Annotated in this window: 13 protein-coding genes and 1 pseudogene; all 14 read right to left on the minus strand. The window is 33.8% G+C overall.

Translation table 11 applies throughout. The features are described 5' to 3' along the window. Window position 1: 1 nt before the first annotated feature. Window positions 2-1,330, minus strand: coding sequence for a hypothetical protein (locus NW211_RS12715; RefSeq protein WP_258328083.1), 1,329 nt, complete (start codon window positions 1,328-1,330; stop codon window positions 2-4). 11 nt (window positions 1,331-1,341) lie between these two features. Continuing rightward, entirely contained in the window at window positions 1,342-2,685 is a 1,344-nt protein-coding gene (locus tag NW211_RS12720; protein ID WP_258328084.1) for a hypothetical protein, read from the minus strand. A gap of 7 nt (window positions 2,686-2,692) precedes the next feature. Continuing rightward, the gene (locus NW211_RS12725) at window positions 2,693-4,498 is read right to left on the minus strand and encodes a protein phosphatase 2C domain-containing protein (protein ID WP_258328085.1); all 1,806 of its coding nucleotides are present in this window, start codon (window positions 4,496-4,498) and stop codon (window positions 2,693-2,695) included. 3 nt (window positions 4,499-4,501) lie between these two features. Continuing rightward, the gene (locus NW211_RS12730) at window positions 4,502-5,263 is read right to left on the minus strand and encodes a VWA domain-containing protein (RefSeq protein ID WP_258328086.1); all 762 of its coding nucleotides are present in this window, start codon (window positions 5,261-5,263) and stop codon (window positions 4,502-4,504) included. A gap of 28 nt (window positions 5,264-5,291) precedes the next feature. Continuing rightward, complete coding sequence (locus NW211_RS12735; RefSeq protein WP_258328087.1) at window positions 5,292-5,969, minus strand: VWA domain-containing protein; 678 nt, start codon at window positions 5,967-5,969, stop codon at window positions 5,292-5,294. A 20-nt stretch (window positions 5,970-5,989) separates the two neighbouring features. Continuing rightward, window positions 5,990-6,508, minus strand: a complete 519-nt coding sequence (locus NW211_RS12740) for a hypothetical protein (protein ID WP_258328088.1) — start codon at window positions 6,506-6,508, stop codon at window positions 5,990-5,992. Then, window positions 6,508-8,409 carry a dynamin family protein gene (locus tag NW211_RS12745; protein ID WP_258328089.1) on the minus strand — a complete coding sequence of 634 codons (1,902 nt, stop codon included), beginning with the start codon at window positions 8,407-8,409 and terminating at the stop codon, window positions 6,508-6,510. Before NW211_RS12745 ends, NW211_RS12740 begins: the two co-directional genes overlap by 1 nt. Beyond that, complete coding sequence (locus tag NW211_RS12750) at window positions 8,409-10,421, minus strand: dynamin family protein (RefSeq protein ID WP_258328090.1); 2,013 nt, start codon at window positions 10,419-10,421, stop codon at window positions 8,409-8,411. Before NW211_RS12750 ends, NW211_RS12745 begins: the two co-directional genes overlap by 1 nt. Window positions 10,422-10,423: 2 nt before the next feature. Further along, window positions 10,424-12,298 (minus strand): dynamin family protein, encoded by a 1,875-nt coding sequence (locus NW211_RS12755; protein ID WP_258328091.1) that lies wholly within the window; start codon window positions 12,296-12,298, stop codon window positions 10,424-10,426. Beyond that, window positions 12,282-12,830, minus strand: coding sequence for a hypothetical protein (locus NW211_RS12760; RefSeq protein ID WP_258328092.1), 549 nt, complete (start codon window positions 12,828-12,830; stop codon window positions 12,282-12,284). Before NW211_RS12760 ends, NW211_RS12755 begins: the two co-directional genes overlap by 17 nt. 9 nt (window positions 12,831-12,839) lie before the next feature. Beyond that, window positions 12,840-13,988 (minus strand): C39 family peptidase, encoded by a 1,149-nt coding sequence (locus NW211_RS12765; RefSeq protein WP_258328093.1) that lies wholly within the window; start codon window positions 13,986-13,988, stop codon window positions 12,840-12,842. A 100-nt stretch (window positions 13,989-14,088) separates the two neighbouring features. Continuing rightward, complete coding sequence (locus tag NW211_RS12770) at window positions 14,089-14,667, minus strand: UpxY family transcription antiterminator (RefSeq protein WP_258328094.1); 579 nt, start codon at window positions 14,665-14,667, stop codon at window positions 14,089-14,091. 308 nt (window positions 14,668-14,975) lie between these two features. Then, entirely contained in the window at window positions 14,976-16,181 is a 1,206-nt protein-coding gene (locus NW211_RS12775) for a site-specific integrase (protein ID WP_258328095.1), read from the minus strand. 76 nt (window positions 16,182-16,257) lie between these two features. Next, window positions 16,258-16,462, minus strand: a pseudogene (locus tag NW211_RS12780) (glycoside hydrolase); the annotation flags it as partial.

The following is a 16,462-nucleotide window of genomic DNA, read 5'->3' on the forward strand; positions in this document are numbered from 1 at the left end:
GTTATAGACATGTTAAAAGAATTATTAATCCGATAAATAAAATAATACCTATTATTATTCCACATCCATTATTGTCATCACCCTGTTTCTTGGTAGGTTCTTTATCGATGGTAACTTTATTCTTTTGTTCTTGCTCTAAGAATTTTTGTTCAGGGATGGTTAAAATATTGTCGTAAGGACAATGATTTAATACCGTAATTGTACGTCCGTTAAATACATATGTGTTATTTGGGAATATTTTTATTTTATTCTCAATTCGTATTCTTGCCGAATCATATATTAATACATCATCCTCAAGAACTTCAATCTTTCTTTTACATGTCGGACATACATAAGACCCTAATAAATGTGGTGTTCTAACAATAACATTAGCTTTAGCTGCTTCATACAAACTTTCCCCCCATTCTTGTGCAGTAGGACGATGCTTTATATCACAAGAAAAAGTTCTCATAAAGAGTTGCTGTATTTTCGTAGGTAACTCTTTAAAATTATTATGTATTGGAGGATATCCTTGAATTTGATTTTGTTTCTCACCAAAAGGAAAAAGGAATTTAGCTATATTACTATAAATTTCATTAGTGGCATTCTCCTCTATATCACAAGGTGTTAAGACATAAGGATGCAAACCTATCAAAACTTGATAAAATATTACGCCTAAAGCAAAATCATCCCAGGAAGTATCTAGCCTTGTTTCTTTATTCTTCAATGCATAATATTCAGGTGGAATATAATTTGGTGTAGCCGCTGTACCAGGATACAATAATTTCCCTTGTTCCGAAATCTGAATAGAATCCATATCAACTATTGTGACTTTTCCATCATACGTAATTAATATGTTTTCCGGTTTAAGATCCTTTATTACATATTTGTTTGTTGAATGAAGAATATGTATCGGAACTGCAATGTTACACAGTAATTTTAATCGAGATAAGGTTGAATATTGTCTGAAATTTCTGCTATACCTATAATGCCAATACTCATTTAGTTTTTTACTTACTTTTGTTGTAGTAAGCATTACTAATTGCTTACTGTCATTAAAAGCAAGCGGCATAATAAATCCTATAAAATTACCTTCTCGATCTGTTATGTACTCAATGGGCCATCCAAGCATAAAATTATTATTTCTAACAATACTTGGAGGGTTGTTAACCATATATTTTATCTTTTCTTTTTGAAGAGAAGTCCTCTTCTTTAAATAATAAATTTTAGCACAGCAATTACGGAATCTTTCTGATGGCTTCGTAATTGCATGTATTTCTCCCTCTCCTCCAGAAGATAATGCTTTATCATTTAATACTATTTCCTCCTTATGTTGAGTAAAAACTATCATATTATATATTACTACAATGAATGACCTTTACTAAAACTTCGTATAAGTTGTATTATACTCCAAGGCAGGATTATAAAAGGCCATAAGATATTAGCCAGTAAAATATTATATGTAAATCCTTTCATGAATATATGTTTTCTCATGCAATGAGGACAACATGTATACTCAATATTTTGATAACTGATAAAAATCCATAAAAACAACCAAACATGTGGAAGCGTAAAACGTTTCATAGAATCAGTCAGTTGACCACATTCTGGACACCTAATCATATTATTTGGAATAGGAGGCTGTGGTTGTGGAGTTGGTTGGGGTTTAGGAGTAGGCTTCGGTTTCGGAACTGGTCTTGGTTGTGGTTTTGGTTTAGGTATCGGTGTTTTTTCGGCTTCTACAACAATATCATGAATTGTTTTTCCCCATTCCTCTGCACTTGGTCTATTATTATAATCTAAAGAGAATGTTCTCAAAAATAACCGTTGAAGGGGTGGGGGTAATACCGTAAATTTCTTGTGTAAGTCTGGATACGATTTTATTTTATTGGTATTCGCACCAAAAGGAAACAAGTCATTAGATATGTTTTGAAAAATCTCATTAGTATCAGACGCACTTGAGACATATGGTGTTACTACATAAGGATGTAACCCAAACAATAGTTGATAAAATACTACACCTAATGAGAATCTATCCCATGAAACTGCCAATATATCTCCTTTATTCTTTCCTACGCCTTGTTTGTAAAACTCTGGAGGAATATAATTGGCAGTCATACCTGTTCCCTGATACAACAGTTTTCCATTTTCCGAAATTTGCACTGAGTCCATATCAACTATTGTAACTTTACCATCATGAGTAACAAGGATATTTTCAGGCTTTATATCTTGTAGTACATATCGTTTTGTTGAATGGAGTAAATGAATGGGTATTGATATATTGCATATCAATTTTAATCTAGAGATAAGCGAATATTTACCGTTACCTCTATCATATCGTATAAACCACTCGTCTGGTAACTTCTTATTGAGTTTTGGAGCGACTAAATTTACCAACTGTTTACTATCTGGGAAAGCTAAAGGCATCAAGAATCCTAAGAACTCACCATTCTTATCAGTTATATATTCAACAGGCCATCCAATTAAGAAACCATCTCCCTTAACCTTTGCAGGAGGATTATTAACCATATATTTAATTCTTCCCGCCAATTGAGGTGTTCTCTTCTGCTGATAGTATATTTTTGCACACATCCCCTTATACTGTACAGGGGCTGACACTATTTCTCTGACCTCACCCTCGCCACCGGAGCCAAGGGGTGAGTCCGAAATTTTTATCAATTCATGTTTTGAAGTATATATATCCATTATTATATTAAGATATTGTTCCGAGAATCATTGTTTTGTCATCAGTCTCTTTAATAAAAGACTTGTTGCCTTTATCAAGGTAGTTACTCCATTTTTCACTTCTGTCAGTAAATGGTAACTGTTCTTTCTTGTGTTCCTTCAATGTTTCAATTAAAGGATTGAAAAATGCAACATGAGGTGTGTTAGGATCATAATATATTCCCTTATCTGCATTGTATAGATTACAATCCCAAGATGTATGTTCACATCCATCACTCATTAAGACGAATGATTTCGCACTTTCTCTTATAACCCTTGTCTCTGGAACAGAAACTCCTGACATTTCATAGAACGGAATATTCCAAAAGTCTGAAGTGATAAAAATAGTTTGATTAGCTTCCTCTCCCTTATGAGGAGTAATTAATGAATGCCAAGCTCCCGATTTATCTTGATAACCGGCTCTACCATCACCTATATGAGCTACTAATAGTCCCAACGGAGTATGAACAACAACAATTACTGTAGCAGCAAAGGATTCCAACTTAGCTTGTTTTTCTTCTGCAAATTTCTGCATATCATCTCTAACAGCTTTTAAAGCTTTAAAAGCAGCCTTAGACCATGTTATATCATCAGGGAGAATATTATTTTTATACCATGATGAAGCAAGAATTAATTGCTCAAAATAGGACTTAGCACGAGTTACGACAATCTTAGATCCAACATGTGAATGTTTTGCAGACCCAGCACCATCGGAGGTAATTGCAATCCCCCAACCATTACCTAAGCTTGCATAGGAATTACTATCCTGGCATGGCATATTTGATTCAATATGTCCCCTACCTATAACAGATGCTCCAACAATAATCCACTCATTATTCTCAATTGCAAATTTTTCAGTTTGCAGTTGTGGTCGTGGCTCAGGGACTGGTTGAGGAACGGGATTAGGATTCGGTATAGGATTTGGCTTAGGTGTAGGACTTAGTATTGGTTCTGGACTAGGTTTTCTAGTCGTTGTTTGATTATTCACATTACTTCTTCTTGGTAATAACAAAATAAATTTGGATAATATTTTATTCCCTTTTTTGTGCAAATGGTATACATAAGCACCTAACAGCATTAAAATGATTAAAATAATTATCCATGAATATGAGAAGCCCTCATTGTTGTCAGGATTTTTTCCCTTCAATTCTGCGATTTCCTCTTTTAATTCTGCGTTCTGTTTTTCTAATGCTTTATTTTGATTTTTTAATTCTTTGATTTCTTCTTCTGGAGTTTTCCTACTACCATTGCTTGGATCTTTAGGAGGATTATTTTCAGCTGGTGCTTCTGATTTTAATAATATAACAAAACGTCCATTAGGATACTGCTCCAAATAATTATCATTGTCATGGTTAAAAGCAAGACATTCTTCTGTCAAAGCGTCTATTTGCATTAAGAAAACCTTATAGTCATTTTTTATAGCATCTTTAATGTTTTTAGGTTCGTCTTTGCATACCCATAGCAAATTATTCATAAAAGTCGTATCCGATGCTATTAATTTATTATTATACTCGTTTATATTACTTCCATATAATTGCTTTGAAGAACTACAAACAGTATTATAAAGGTTGTCAATATTTTTTATAGCATCTTTAAATTTTTCAACAGATTGAGACGTTATTAATTTTAAAGTTTTTTGGTCATTATACTTACAATAATGACATGCTTTGAGAACCATCTCTTTCCTGATTGCACCATAATGTTCAACCAAAATCTCCTCTTCAAGCGTTTTCTGAGCATAAGAATATGTTATGCTCAGAAATAACAACGATATAATTAATCCTATTTTTTTCATATCCTAAATAGTAAATGAGTCCATCCAACTTGCGGCACCTTCTGATAAATTAACAGCAGAACCTTCTTCTGACGATACAACTGTTCCCATACTAGCACTTAGCCATTTGAAGAACGAACCAAATTTAGTACCTTTCAACTTCATTGCGGGAATTTGTCCTTGAATGCTTTGGAGTACTTGCATATTGGCATTATCAACGCCAATAGGAAGGAATACATATTTCTTCTCTGCAGTATCTTTCTTTATTTTACTTGCTAAAGCAGAAACATCCTGACCTTCATTTGGTTCTCCGTCAGTAATGAGAATAATCCAAGGACGATAATAAGGTTGACCTGTAGATTTATACCATTTCTTTCTATTATTAACGATATCAATTGCTTCATCAACAGCATCAACTAAGGCTGTATCACCATCAGCCATTAGTTCTGGAAGCTGAATGTCAGAAATTAGAGACGGAGACTGGATAACATTAACACTATCGCCAAAAGTTACAACAGCAAGTTCAAGTCTTTGGCTTGTGGTCTCATCATTTTCAATATCAGTATAGAATGACTGTAAACCCTCAACAAGGTTATCCAATTTAGAAATGCCTCCTGTTACAATGTTATAATTTTTGCCATCTACATAAATTGTTTGACCTGTTGCTACCGCTGTAGAATCATCTACAATTTCATTCATTGAACCTGAAAGATCCAATACTAATACGCATAAACATTTCTGCTCGTAGTTTTCCGCTACTTCAGAAGAAAAATCATTCTTTGCCATATTTGTTATTTATTTGATTTATTCATTATTAAATAGTGAACGCAGACATCCAGTCTTCTGCGCCTTGTGAGATATCTACCTTTTCTCCTGCTTCTGCATTGACAATAGTTCCCATACTAGCACTAAGCCATTTAAAGAAAGAACTGAATTTTGTTCCCTGTAGCTTCATTGGTTTGATATCGCCTTGAATCTTGGAAAGAACATTCATATTTGCACCCTCAACTCCGATAGGCAGGAAAGCATAACGCTTATTTTGTGTATCTTGCTTTATTCTCTCTGAAAGCTTATCGACATTCTGATCGTCATCAGGTTCACCGTCTGTCATTAAAATAATCCAAGGGCGGTAATATGTCTGGTTTGTAGATTTGTACCAGTTCTTCCTTTCATCAACCAAATCTATGGCCTGATTAACAGCAGAAACAAGAACTGTTGAACCTTCTGCAGTTAACTTCGGCATAGTGAAGTTCTCAACCAATTTAGGAGTTTGGATTGTCTTAGCAAAACTTCCAAAGGTAATTATAGACACTTCTAGTCTTTGACTAGTTGTTTCATCTGCAGAGATTTCATTATAGAAATCCTGCAATCCTTTATTTAGTTCATCAATACGTTTTCCACGCATTGAGCCTGAAACATCCAACACTAAAACACATAAGCATTTCTGTTCGTAGTTTTCCGCTACTTCAGAAGAAAAATCATTCTTTGCCATAGGATTATATTATTTGTTATTTAATCTTTTATGATTGAGCATATACTCGTTTCTATTTTCTTCAATTGGCTGATATAATCATCAATCAATCTTTTTTGATTACTTATTTTCTGTTTTTCCTGATAAGCATTTAAAACAGGAAAAGAAGCTAACATAGGTGTCAATGTTGCGATAATTTTTATGGTTTTTGAGGCATCAAAATAATTACTCAGCCCAAAACCGATAGCAGCACCGGCGATAGACAATAGGTATTTGGTACTATTTGACAAAATTTTAGCTTCTTCTTTTGTTCCAAACTTTAAATCATTGGTTAGAATATTCGAAATGCATTGTCCCTCATTAATATGAGTATTACAATACTTATTAAGCCAAGACCCTTTGACATCAGATGAAGAAAACCAGTAACAAGCAAGTTCACTTAAAATGAGATTTGCCAAGGGTAAGGATAGCTCCTGAGTTCTGGCCGTAGTCAATAGTTTACCTCTTAATTCAGATAAAAAATTGTTCCAATTCTGTAAAAAAAGTTCTCGGTTTGTCATTATATGTCATTTTTTAATGAGATTATCTTATTTGAAATATCATTTAATTTTTTTCTTCGTATTTCTATTTCCTGACAATCAGAATCAAGTGCATTAATTCTTTTCTGAACTTCAGCTTTTTTCATTAACTGCTCTTTTATCTTTTTCTCTACATCTTTTTTATATTGAGTCTCATACCGATTAATTTCTATCACGATTTGGTTTTCTAATGTTTTTATATAATCATTAAAAGTACGCTCTAAATCACCAGCAATGGAATTAAAATAACTAATAAGAGGAGTTCTTATCTTTTCGACTAATCCTTTTTTTACTGTTTCCGTATCTGGAGCCATTTGACTACCAGCAAACATACCTGCTAAAAATCCAATAGCTGTTCCTATTCCAGGACATATTGCAGTTCCTAAAGCAGCTCCACCAAACGCACCAACCCCAAAAGCCTTATTCTCACTTGATAATTGTTCGCTAACATAGTTCTTTACTACCGATAAATTCGCTGTATTTACAGCCTGAGGGGTTGGAACCTTAGATGTAGTATTAAATGTAACTTTGAGAATACTAAAATCTTTAAAGTGATTTTCAAAATCCTTTTGAAATAATTTCAGTGATTTAAAAAACAAATTTTGTGGCTTGCACAAAATACTCTTTTGACTGTTCAAAATATCTTGTGCGAGCAGCTCACAATCAGAAATAATATCATTGTTAATATAATTCGACAAATCGTCAAGTGTAGCCTTTGATAAAATAATTCCTATTATTTGATTTGTTGCCTCATCTGCTTTCACATAAAATGAATCAATAGTGGATGATTTTATTTTTTGAACAGATGATATAAATGAGTTAGTACATTTCTTTTTTTGATTACTAACAAAAGTTGTCAAATCAATTTGTCTACTGTTTTCAAGTATAATAAGTTCGTTATTATAATCAACTCTTATTGCTTCTATTTTCTTAGAAATTAAGATAAATAAATCATTTAGGAAGAATAACAATTTTTGAGTTTGAGCCTTTATCTTTTGTCTACCCATATACTCAATGATACCTTTCTCCGATTTTAAAGAAAGATCCAACAACTCCTTATCTTCCATTTCAAAAGTTGATGGGGCAAAAGAATTTATAACAAGAGGTGCTATGTATGGAAATACGACAATATCATCTCTGTCTAAAAATGACTCCAATTTTTTTTGGATATAAGTCATCATCATATGACGCTCATTTTTAGCAATAAGATCTAATTTGGTTACGACAAATGCGCACTGGTGAAGCACTCCTTTTAAATGAGTCTCTATAAAATCAAGTAGAGTTTCAGGTAATGGTTTTGTGGCATCCACCAAAACTATAGATAAATCTGAAATATTTCTTAATGCATTTTTTGTAACCTCTTCATGCCATTTTTCTGTAGCATTAGTTCCGGGAGTATCTATAATTCTAATACCAGAGTGTAGATTAGATGATGGTAATCCTATTCTAACTGCTTTTAATACTTTTGCAATACTTTCCTTTGTTGTTACACCTGCAATTCCTTTTTTAAGTTCGTCAATATTGGGAAATTCTTTCACTGCTTTTTCCCCATTAATATGATGTAAACATATTGCAAATGAGGGACAAAAATCTATGATAGTATTAGCTAAGGTAGTACCCTGCATAATGCTTGAAACCAATAAGTTGTTTCGTATAATTGCATTAATAAAAGTACTTTTACCAGTTGTAAACTCTCCAATAACACTGAGATTTAAAGACTTATCTTTCTCTTTGTCAATAATACGCGATAGTTTTTTTTCTAATTCAATATGAACATCTTTAGGCCACTGATATTTGTTTATCAGTGACCTTGCTGTTTTAATATGTGAATCAATCTCCGCTATTTCTTTTAAATTACTAAGAGATAGATAATCATTTTCCATCAATTTACTAAACTTATAATTAGTTCATTTAACGCTATATCCAAAGACTGTATCTTCTGCTCGCATTTGTCAATAATTGATTTACGTCTGTCAATTTCGTCTTGACCTTTCTTCATGTCTTTGATTATTGTTTTAACCTGTTCTTCGGCTGATTCTATTTCTTTATCAACGGCTGTTGACATCATAGATTTTACCTCATGAAGTTTTGCAGTAATACTATCCGATAATTGATCTGCTTGCATATTTGCAGGAGAGCAAATTTGCGCGACCATAGCATCAGAAATCTGCTTTTTTGCTTTTTGTATTACCTTATCACTTCCAGATTTCCAACCTAAAAAAATGGTTCCTGCAATTACTGCAATCAATGTTACAGGATTTAACAAATTCAAAAATCCCAATAAAGCTATAGCACCGAACTCAAACGCTGCTGTTTTCGCCAAATCTTTACTTAATCCATTGATGCATCCACTAGCACCTAATCCAATACCGCCAACGAATGTGCCAACAAGAGCACCTGCAACTCTTTCCCATGCAGGAACATCTTCAGTTGTACAATCAACTCCAGATACATCCGTTTTAAAATGGTCTATTGCTTTAAATAATTCGCTTAATTGACCCTCTTCTGACTCAAAAATTTGTTTTGCGCAGTATTCAACAGATGGAAATAACACATCATTTTTCCATTGTTTTTGATATTCTTCAACTTTTGATTGAACATGGTCTGTGATTTCAGAAATTAGTTTATCAACCTTCTCGCGACGAGGAATAAGTCCAAACTCAGTAGTAGGTGTATATTCTTCTATCCACCCAGGTATTAAATTTGCTAATTTTTGGGAATTTGTCAAGACTAGGCGCCTAAAACCAGATTTACTTTGTTCAATCTTTAATGACATATCTGCCACTAGTTGATCTTTCTTTTTTCGTAGGATCTCAAGTTGAGGTTTAGAATTATTGTATTTATCTGTGAGCTCTTGTATAGATTTATCCAACATGTTTCTTTGGGCAGGAATCACTTTATACAGAGCCTCCTCCGTCAATATTCTTCTTAATTCTCTAGCTGGTTGAGCTAATTTAGCCCGACCTTTCTGTTTAGTTAAATAATCAGACAAAGTTTCTTCAAAATCCTTCATTCCACTTTGAGCATACAATTGCTCATCGCCAGAAGATTTTGCATTCTCCGCATTTGATGCAGAAACATAGAAAATAGGATTAGTAGAGAAACCAGATAATTTCATTTTAACATATTCAATCATTTGGTTCTTTTCTTCTTTCGGAACTAAATCCCATTTATTTACGATAAAGAATGGTTCATTGAAGCCTTGCTCTTTCAAGTTGTTTTCTATGAACTCCATTTCATTAGCAGCACATATTGCTGTAGAAAGCAATACAAATAGAATGGCATCTGCCTTAGATAAATAATCCATAGTAACCTTCGTTCTTGTACTATGCTCATTTAATCCTGGCGAATCTATAATTTCAACCCCTTCTTTTAATAGAGAAAGTGGCCAAAACAACTCAACCTTTTCATAAGGAGATTCTAAAATAGATTCAGTTGCATTTTTCCCAATAGGAATAACTACATAATCTTCAATCTTTTTATAGTCTATTTCTATTGGAGGAATGTTTTGCCCCGCGTATTTTGCCATATGAGATTTTATATCTGAAGGCAATGATTGAGATATTTGTTCTGGTAATGGATTTTTAAAATACAAGACCGCCTTTTTCTCTTCTCCATATTTAACCTCATTAATAACAGCTGTACATGGTAAAGAGTAGGCTGGCAAGACATGACTTCCTAACAATGCATTTATGAAAGTGGATTTTCCATTTTTAAATGTTCCAACTACTTGAATTTTAAATGTATCATTATTAACTTTTTCACTAAGTTTAGACAACGAATCACTATAATTGGACATGTTCAAATATTTAATGACATCTGAAGATATCATTAACATTTTTCCTAGTTTTTCTCGCTGTTCTTTGAAATGTGTATATTTGTCGAAATTATTCATAGTTAACAACTTAAAATAACCTTAAATCCTTTATACAAATCATTGATTGCTTGAATGTCATTTTGAAGTTTGTTGAAGTAATCTTGATTTTTCGGAGCATTACTTGATTCTATAAGTTCTTTTTGTGCTACCAACCAATCTTTTTCTTTTTTTATAGATTCAGATGCAATGTCAGCATAGATAATCTTTATCTTCTTTTCACTCTCCGTAATGGCATCTTCAAGAGCAAGAGGAACATCTTTTGCAATTAACGCTTTAAGTTGTTGTTGCTGTTCTTCTTTTTTAGATTTTAAGAGCTTGTTTGATAATATTCCGGCACCAGAACCAATACCAAGCGTAGCTATAACACCCAAACCGCAACAAAGTCCTGCGATACTTAATGCAGCAGATCCTAATGTCATCATATTCTTCTTCTTATCTAAGTCATCAAACTCTGCACGATTTGTTGAAATAGGTAAAAAAGTTGCTTTATCCGTTATAGAGTTTCGTCCTATCTGGATGTAAGTCTTAAACATTTCATTTAATTTATCATTAAGCCATTTCGCATCTAATGAGACAATACTTGACACATAATTATCTAATTGGCTAGCTAAGTTCGCTGCTTCAACTTTTAATCTATATGGGTAATCTTCATTCCACCACTTTTGAGCTTGTACCGTATGTCCTGCTTCATATTGCAATTTTTCAATTATACCTTGAACAAGTTCTTCGTATTTGATTCTAAACAAGTCATAACATTTGCCACATCGTTCAGTTAGTTCAACTCTAAGTTTTCCCCAACTTAATGTCATTTCTGTTAATTTGTTATTTTTCTCAGAAATTATAGCCAATCTTTCATTGTCACTCTTTTGGTATAGTTCTACTTGTTGAGCCAAAGAATTTTGTGCTGTTACAAGAATATTCATAATCTGAGAAGAAAGCCAGTTCTCAATGAGTCTTGAACGCTCAGGGCGCTGTAACCAAGAGACAATAAGTCCACGCAACTTATCCATGCCTTTTATGCTTTCGTATTTATTGGAGGGCAGTTGTATGTCATCTGGTATTAGAATAGGGATATTGATATTCCAGCTCTTCAATTTGTTTATTATATACTCAACTTGAATATCTCTTTCTTTTTCTGGAACTAAATCGAGTCTCGTTATAGCCAAAGCTAAAAATGGAGTACGGTTTGCAATCAAACGTTGTTCAATAAATAACTTTTCGCTAAGACTTAATGGTTGTGCTGCACTAACTGTTATAATCGCAGATTCGCAGCCCAACAATGCCTCGCCGATTACCTTAGCTCGTTTTTCACTTAAATCTCCCGCACCTGGAGTATCTATTAATTCAATTCCATATTTACCCAACCAAGGCTTATCTATTAAAACTGTAACAAATCCTTCAGGCTCATTATCATTAAAATTAGCAGCAGTTAAGCCACTCCATGAATCTTTTACTAATGGCAACTCTTTTTGCTTAATACCGTGAGAATCAAACACAACCATTTTTGGCTTTATGCCATATCTGATACGAGTCATTAAAGCTGTCGTTGGTAAATTTGCCACAGGTAATATATTTGTACCAAGCAAATTGTTAATCAATGTACTTTTCCCTCTACTGAATTCTCCGACAAAACCTACCGTAAAAGTTTCTCGTGCCACTTGATTGAAAACGTTTTGAACTCTACCTGATAAAGTAGACATTCCTATTTCGCCTAATGTTTTAATAGTATTAGTAACAAGGGATACAAGATTTTTTCGGATTTCTACATTATTTCGCTGTGGTACTGTGTGGGTCATAACTTCAGGAGAACTTGTTCTTTCCCCGTTATTTCTTCTTTTGGGTTGAACTGTGTCAGTTGTACCATTGAAGAATGTTTGATTAATGATTTTCCCCATGGCTTTTTAAGTATGAGTTAAAAAATTTCACATCAATTTTCTCATATATTGGAAGAATAGAGGGTTCAATTATACCCCTTAATATTTTCTTCATCAATTCTGAATCCTCAGCACTAAACTCGGTGCCTTTTAGCATTGACATTATTGCTTTATCATATAATTGAAATAAAGCTGTTTTTGCTTGATTATATTGCTCTTTGGTTAATTTTTTAATTTGCTCATGACGAAATAGACCACATGGTTTATTAAATTCTATTTTTGAAAATGCTTTTCGATATGACAAATCATCGAGATTGATTAACTTCATCTCTGGCAATGTAAATGTGGCAACATATCGAATGGGGAAAACTAATGTTTTATCAACTTCACCTGTAATCTTGTATCTTAAAAATGGAACTTTTAAACATAACTCACCTTTTATATTTGACAAAATGGGATAACCATAAGTATATCCTAAAGGAATACTACCAGCAATAACAGGATTTGATTTTAATCCAGTTAAGATATTTAATAATGAGAATTTATTTTCCATAGTACAATTTTATGCGTAACATTCAACCATTTGTTTATCTCCAGCTGCCCATGCATCTTCAAATACATCCATGGCAACCATTTCGCCACATCCATTAGGTGAACCAGAATCATTCAAAATTACCATTGGTTCCTCTGGGTTTGAGTAATCAATGCCTATGACTTCAACAGCATGATTTGCAGAATCGGCTGGGCTAAATATATTGCTATCTTCTCCATACCATACTTGATCGGCATCTATTGATACAATAACTTTTCCACCATCTTCTAGACATTTTTTTATGTCATCAATATCATTGTGGAATGACATTTCATTCTCAATGCCATATGCATCCAACACTTTTGTCATATTAAGCGATGCGGTTCCTGAATCTTCAGAGAACCAACCATTTTCAGTTGCTATATCGACAATATCTTCAATAGGCACATCTTTTCCTGTAAGTTCTTCTATGACAAATTTCTGAGAATATAGAGCACAACGATTAGTATCGCCTTGGAACTCCCATTCTTCCATTGATTGCCCTGGATCGCCAGAAACTAATTCAGGGTCGGATTGAGACGGATCAAAGTTATCTAATTCAAGAGCTCCATTACTAGGAATAGCTCCCCAATAATCTACAGGATAATATTCTTGTGAAACGGCATCAATATAAAAATATCCAGCATTATCAATGTTTCCATCGCCATCATAATCCATCTCCATATATGAAGACTCTTCAAAACCATCACCATCGGAATCAAAACGCTGTTCAGTATAAGATTCATCTGCTACTCCATCGCCATTATAATCAAGGTCGGTATCAATAGTATGAATTCCGTTTTTATCTACATATTCATTAGAAACGAGTTCTGCTTGGCCGTCATAATTCCAATCCTGATAAGATTTGTGACTATCATAGAATCCATCTTGATCGTAATCATACATCCTCTCTGTTGTCTCCATATAGCCATCACCGTTGGTGTCGCATTGAGAAACAAACGCATCTGCAATTCCATCGTTATTGGTATCGCCAACAGAACTTATCTGGTCGTAAAAACCATCGTAATTACTATCCGTGTAATAGGTTGTTCCATCAACTATCCCATCGCCATTATAATCATCCATAACGGCCATCGTATCAAGGAAACCATCACCATTAAAATCTAAATAATTATACATATTTTAAAATGTTATATTGATTATATGATTTATGAGTTAACAAAACTCTAAATCTATCACTACTCATATAGTAAAATCCATTCTTAAGAATAAATGGCGGTCAATCTACCAATGATAAAAAAGATTTATCTATTTTTAATTTCACACATCCTATTAGTTCTATTTCTAAAACCAATATTGAATTCGTATTTTCTTGAATAACATATCCTTCTATACCTTTTAGAGTTCCCTTAGTCACTTTTACTCTATCACCTTTATGTATTATTCTTGATTCAAAACATACTTGATTGGGAGCTTTCTCTAAAAGAGCTTTCAGCGATAAGATTTGCTCATCTGGAATAGGTGTCGCTAATTCTTCAGAGCCAGGATATGTGATGAATTTAAGAATGAAAGGTAATTTCCGAAACTCATCTTCTTCGTTTGGAGTTAGATGAACAAAAACAACCATAGGAATAACAATCCTATCAATTATTTTTTTTCTGTCACTCCATTGATGTACTTCTTTTTGGATTGGCACATAATTTGTAATTCCAAGTTTGTCTAGTTTAGACGCTACCTTTCTCTCGCAATTCATTTGAACAAGAGCCGCAACCCAACGTTTCGGGTACGCTTCGCGGTCGTTTGTCCCATTGACAAGCGATTCTCCGCAAGAATTGAGATTACTTTTTCTCGTACCCATAACTCTTGTATTTTTGCATCTCCTAACAGGAGATAATAATCCATAATGCAAAATTAAGAAGAATATTCCATTTGGACGCACTTGGAACGAACAAAATTAACATAGGACTAAAAATGTTTAAGAAACGTATGAGGATGTTTTACTATGCAACAAGTATCTTACTGCTAAATCATTATTGCTTACTATAATACTCTGATTTTATATCTCCTGTTAGGAGATAGGTCATTTTACCTAACAAATCGTAAGTTTATTAGTATAAAAAAGGAGCTCGCTCCTGAACTCCTCTCAAAAAGCAGCAATCATAGCATTCATAATAATTTCAGTATTTTTTTGTTGGCTTTGTCTATTACCTGCGTTTCCAGTGATGCAAGGTATATTTGAGTTGTACTCTCTGAATCGTGTCCCATTCCTTCGCTGATTACAGATATTGGAATTCCCTCATCCCTGGCAATGCTCGCCCATGAGTGGCGTGCAACATACATTGTCAAGGGTAAAGTCAACCCTAACTCTTTACCAATTGCCTTTAAGTTATGATTTATAAGAGTCAAGGCATTATGATACTGTTTTCGGGTATTTCCGGTTGGTTCCTTTATAATCGAAAGAAGAAATGGAGAACTCAATGAAGAGTATTGATCAACAATGTTTTCCATACAATCCTCCCAACGGATTGACAGTAATTGTCCTGTTTTCTTTCTTCGGTATGTAAGCACATTATCTTTCAGATTCTTTTTCTGTAAGTATGCCATATCCACAAATGCCATTCCTCGTGTGTAGAAACTGAACAGGAACATATCACGGGCAAAACTCTTGGATGGAGAATAGCTCAAATCCAAATCTTTCAATTTACGAACGAACTTCAACGGAATAGCTCTCTTTACAGTCTTTTCTGATGAAGTAAACACCTTCTTAAATGGATTCTTATTCTCTACATAGCCATCTTCCACAGCATTATTATATACCGCACGCAAACGTTTCATATAGAAAGAGATTGTATTGGGAGCCAATTCCTTCGCTCTTAAATGATACTCATACGAAATAAGCATTTCCGAATCAATATCATCAAAACAAACATCTACACCTTCTCTAAACTTCCTAAAACTGTTAAGAGTCGCTTGATATGTTTCACTTGTGCGATGTTGTCCTTGTCTCCAGAGTTTAGCAATCATTTTCTCCATATACGAAAACAAGGTTATTTCAAATGATTGCTTATGAAACTCATCTACAATCGTATTAACGCTAAATGGAGAATCTGAAATGGTCAATTTCTTTACAATGCGATTGAAACATTTCTTGTCGTATTCTATATGGCTCTGTACATACTGTAAATAATTTGCACGAGAAGAGTCATCATCCTTAATGATAAGATCTTCCAACTCAGAATCCCATTCACTCTGGGTAATCCGGAAGTTCGTTGCAACTTGTCGAACTTTTCGCATATAAATCACTTGGTAGTATAGACTACCTGCTTTCCCCTCAATAGATGAGGGTCTGAATTTTAATTTTATAGACACCATAGTATGTTCAATTAATCTTTGTTTTACAATAAGAGCCTTCTCTCAATTGCTTAAGGGAAGGCTCTTTAAATAACGGCTACGGGATATACAGCAATTGAAACTCTCTTTTTCTGCGGCGTTCGATACTGGGGATTGGCTTGCCTTTGTAGCAACGGTACGATATGTACTCTTCGTAAATATCCCTGTCGCCGGACTCGATTTTCTTGATAAGGTTACTCTTCGGGCGTTTGCCATAGCCAAGCAATCTGCTGTGACCGACATTGTAAGCCAACACTGTTAGT

It is taken from the genome of Barnesiella sp. ET7 (genome assembly GCF_024733785.1).
GTDB lineage: Bacteria > Bacteroidota > Bacteroidia > Bacteroidales > Barnesiellaceae > Barnesiella > Barnesiella merdigallinarum.

Excerpts from the sequence above, each read along its gene's own strand:
- NW211_RS12745 (WP_258328089.1), bottom strand. The coding sequence starts at position 8,409 with ATGGAAAATGATTATCTATCTCTTAGTAATTTAAAAGAAATAGCGGAG.
- NW211_RS12735 (WP_258328087.1), bottom strand. The coding sequence starts at position 5,969 with ATGGCAAAGAATGATTTTTCTTCTGAAGTAGCGGAAAACTACGAACAG.
- NW211_RS12760 (WP_258328092.1), bottom strand. The coding sequence starts at position 12,830 with ATGGAAAATAAATTCTCATTATTAAATATCTTAACTGGATTAAAATCA.
- NW211_RS12770 (WP_258328094.1), bottom strand. The coding sequence starts at position 14,667 with ATGGGTACGAGAAAAAGTAATCTCAATTCTTGCGGAGAATCGCTTGTC.
- NW211_RS12725 (WP_258328085.1), bottom strand. The coding sequence starts at position 4,498 with ATGAAAAAAATAGGATTAATTATATCGTTGTTATTTCTGAGCATAACA.
- NW211_RS12755 (WP_258328091.1), bottom strand. The coding sequence starts at position 12,298 with ATGGGGAAAATCATTAATCAAACATTCTTCAATGGTACAACTGACACA.
- NW211_RS12750 (WP_258328090.1), bottom strand. The coding sequence starts at position 10,421 with ATGAATAATTTCGACAAATATACACATTTCAAAGAACAGCGAGAAAAA.
- NW211_RS12775 (WP_258328095.1), bottom strand. The coding sequence starts at position 16,181 with ATGGTGTCTATAAAATTAAAATTCAGACCCTCATCTATTGAGGGGAAA.
- NW211_RS12720 (WP_258328084.1), bottom strand. The coding sequence starts at position 2,685 with ATGGATATATATACTTCAAAACATGAATTGATAAAAATTTCGGACTCA.
- NW211_RS12715 (WP_258328083.1), bottom strand. The coding sequence starts at position 1,330 with ATGATAGTTTTTACTCAACATAAGGAGGAAATAGTATTAAATGATAAA.
- NW211_RS12740 (WP_258328088.1), bottom strand. The coding sequence starts at position 6,508 with ATGACAAACCGAGAACTTTTTTTACAGAATTGGAACAATTTTTTATCT.
- NW211_RS12730 (WP_258328086.1), bottom strand. The coding sequence starts at position 5,263 with ATGGCAAAGAATGATTTTTCTTCTGAAGTAGCGGAAAACTACGAGCAG.
- NW211_RS12765 (WP_258328093.1), bottom strand. The coding sequence starts at position 13,988 with ATGTATAATTATTTAGATTTTAATGGTGATGGTTTCCTTGATACGATG.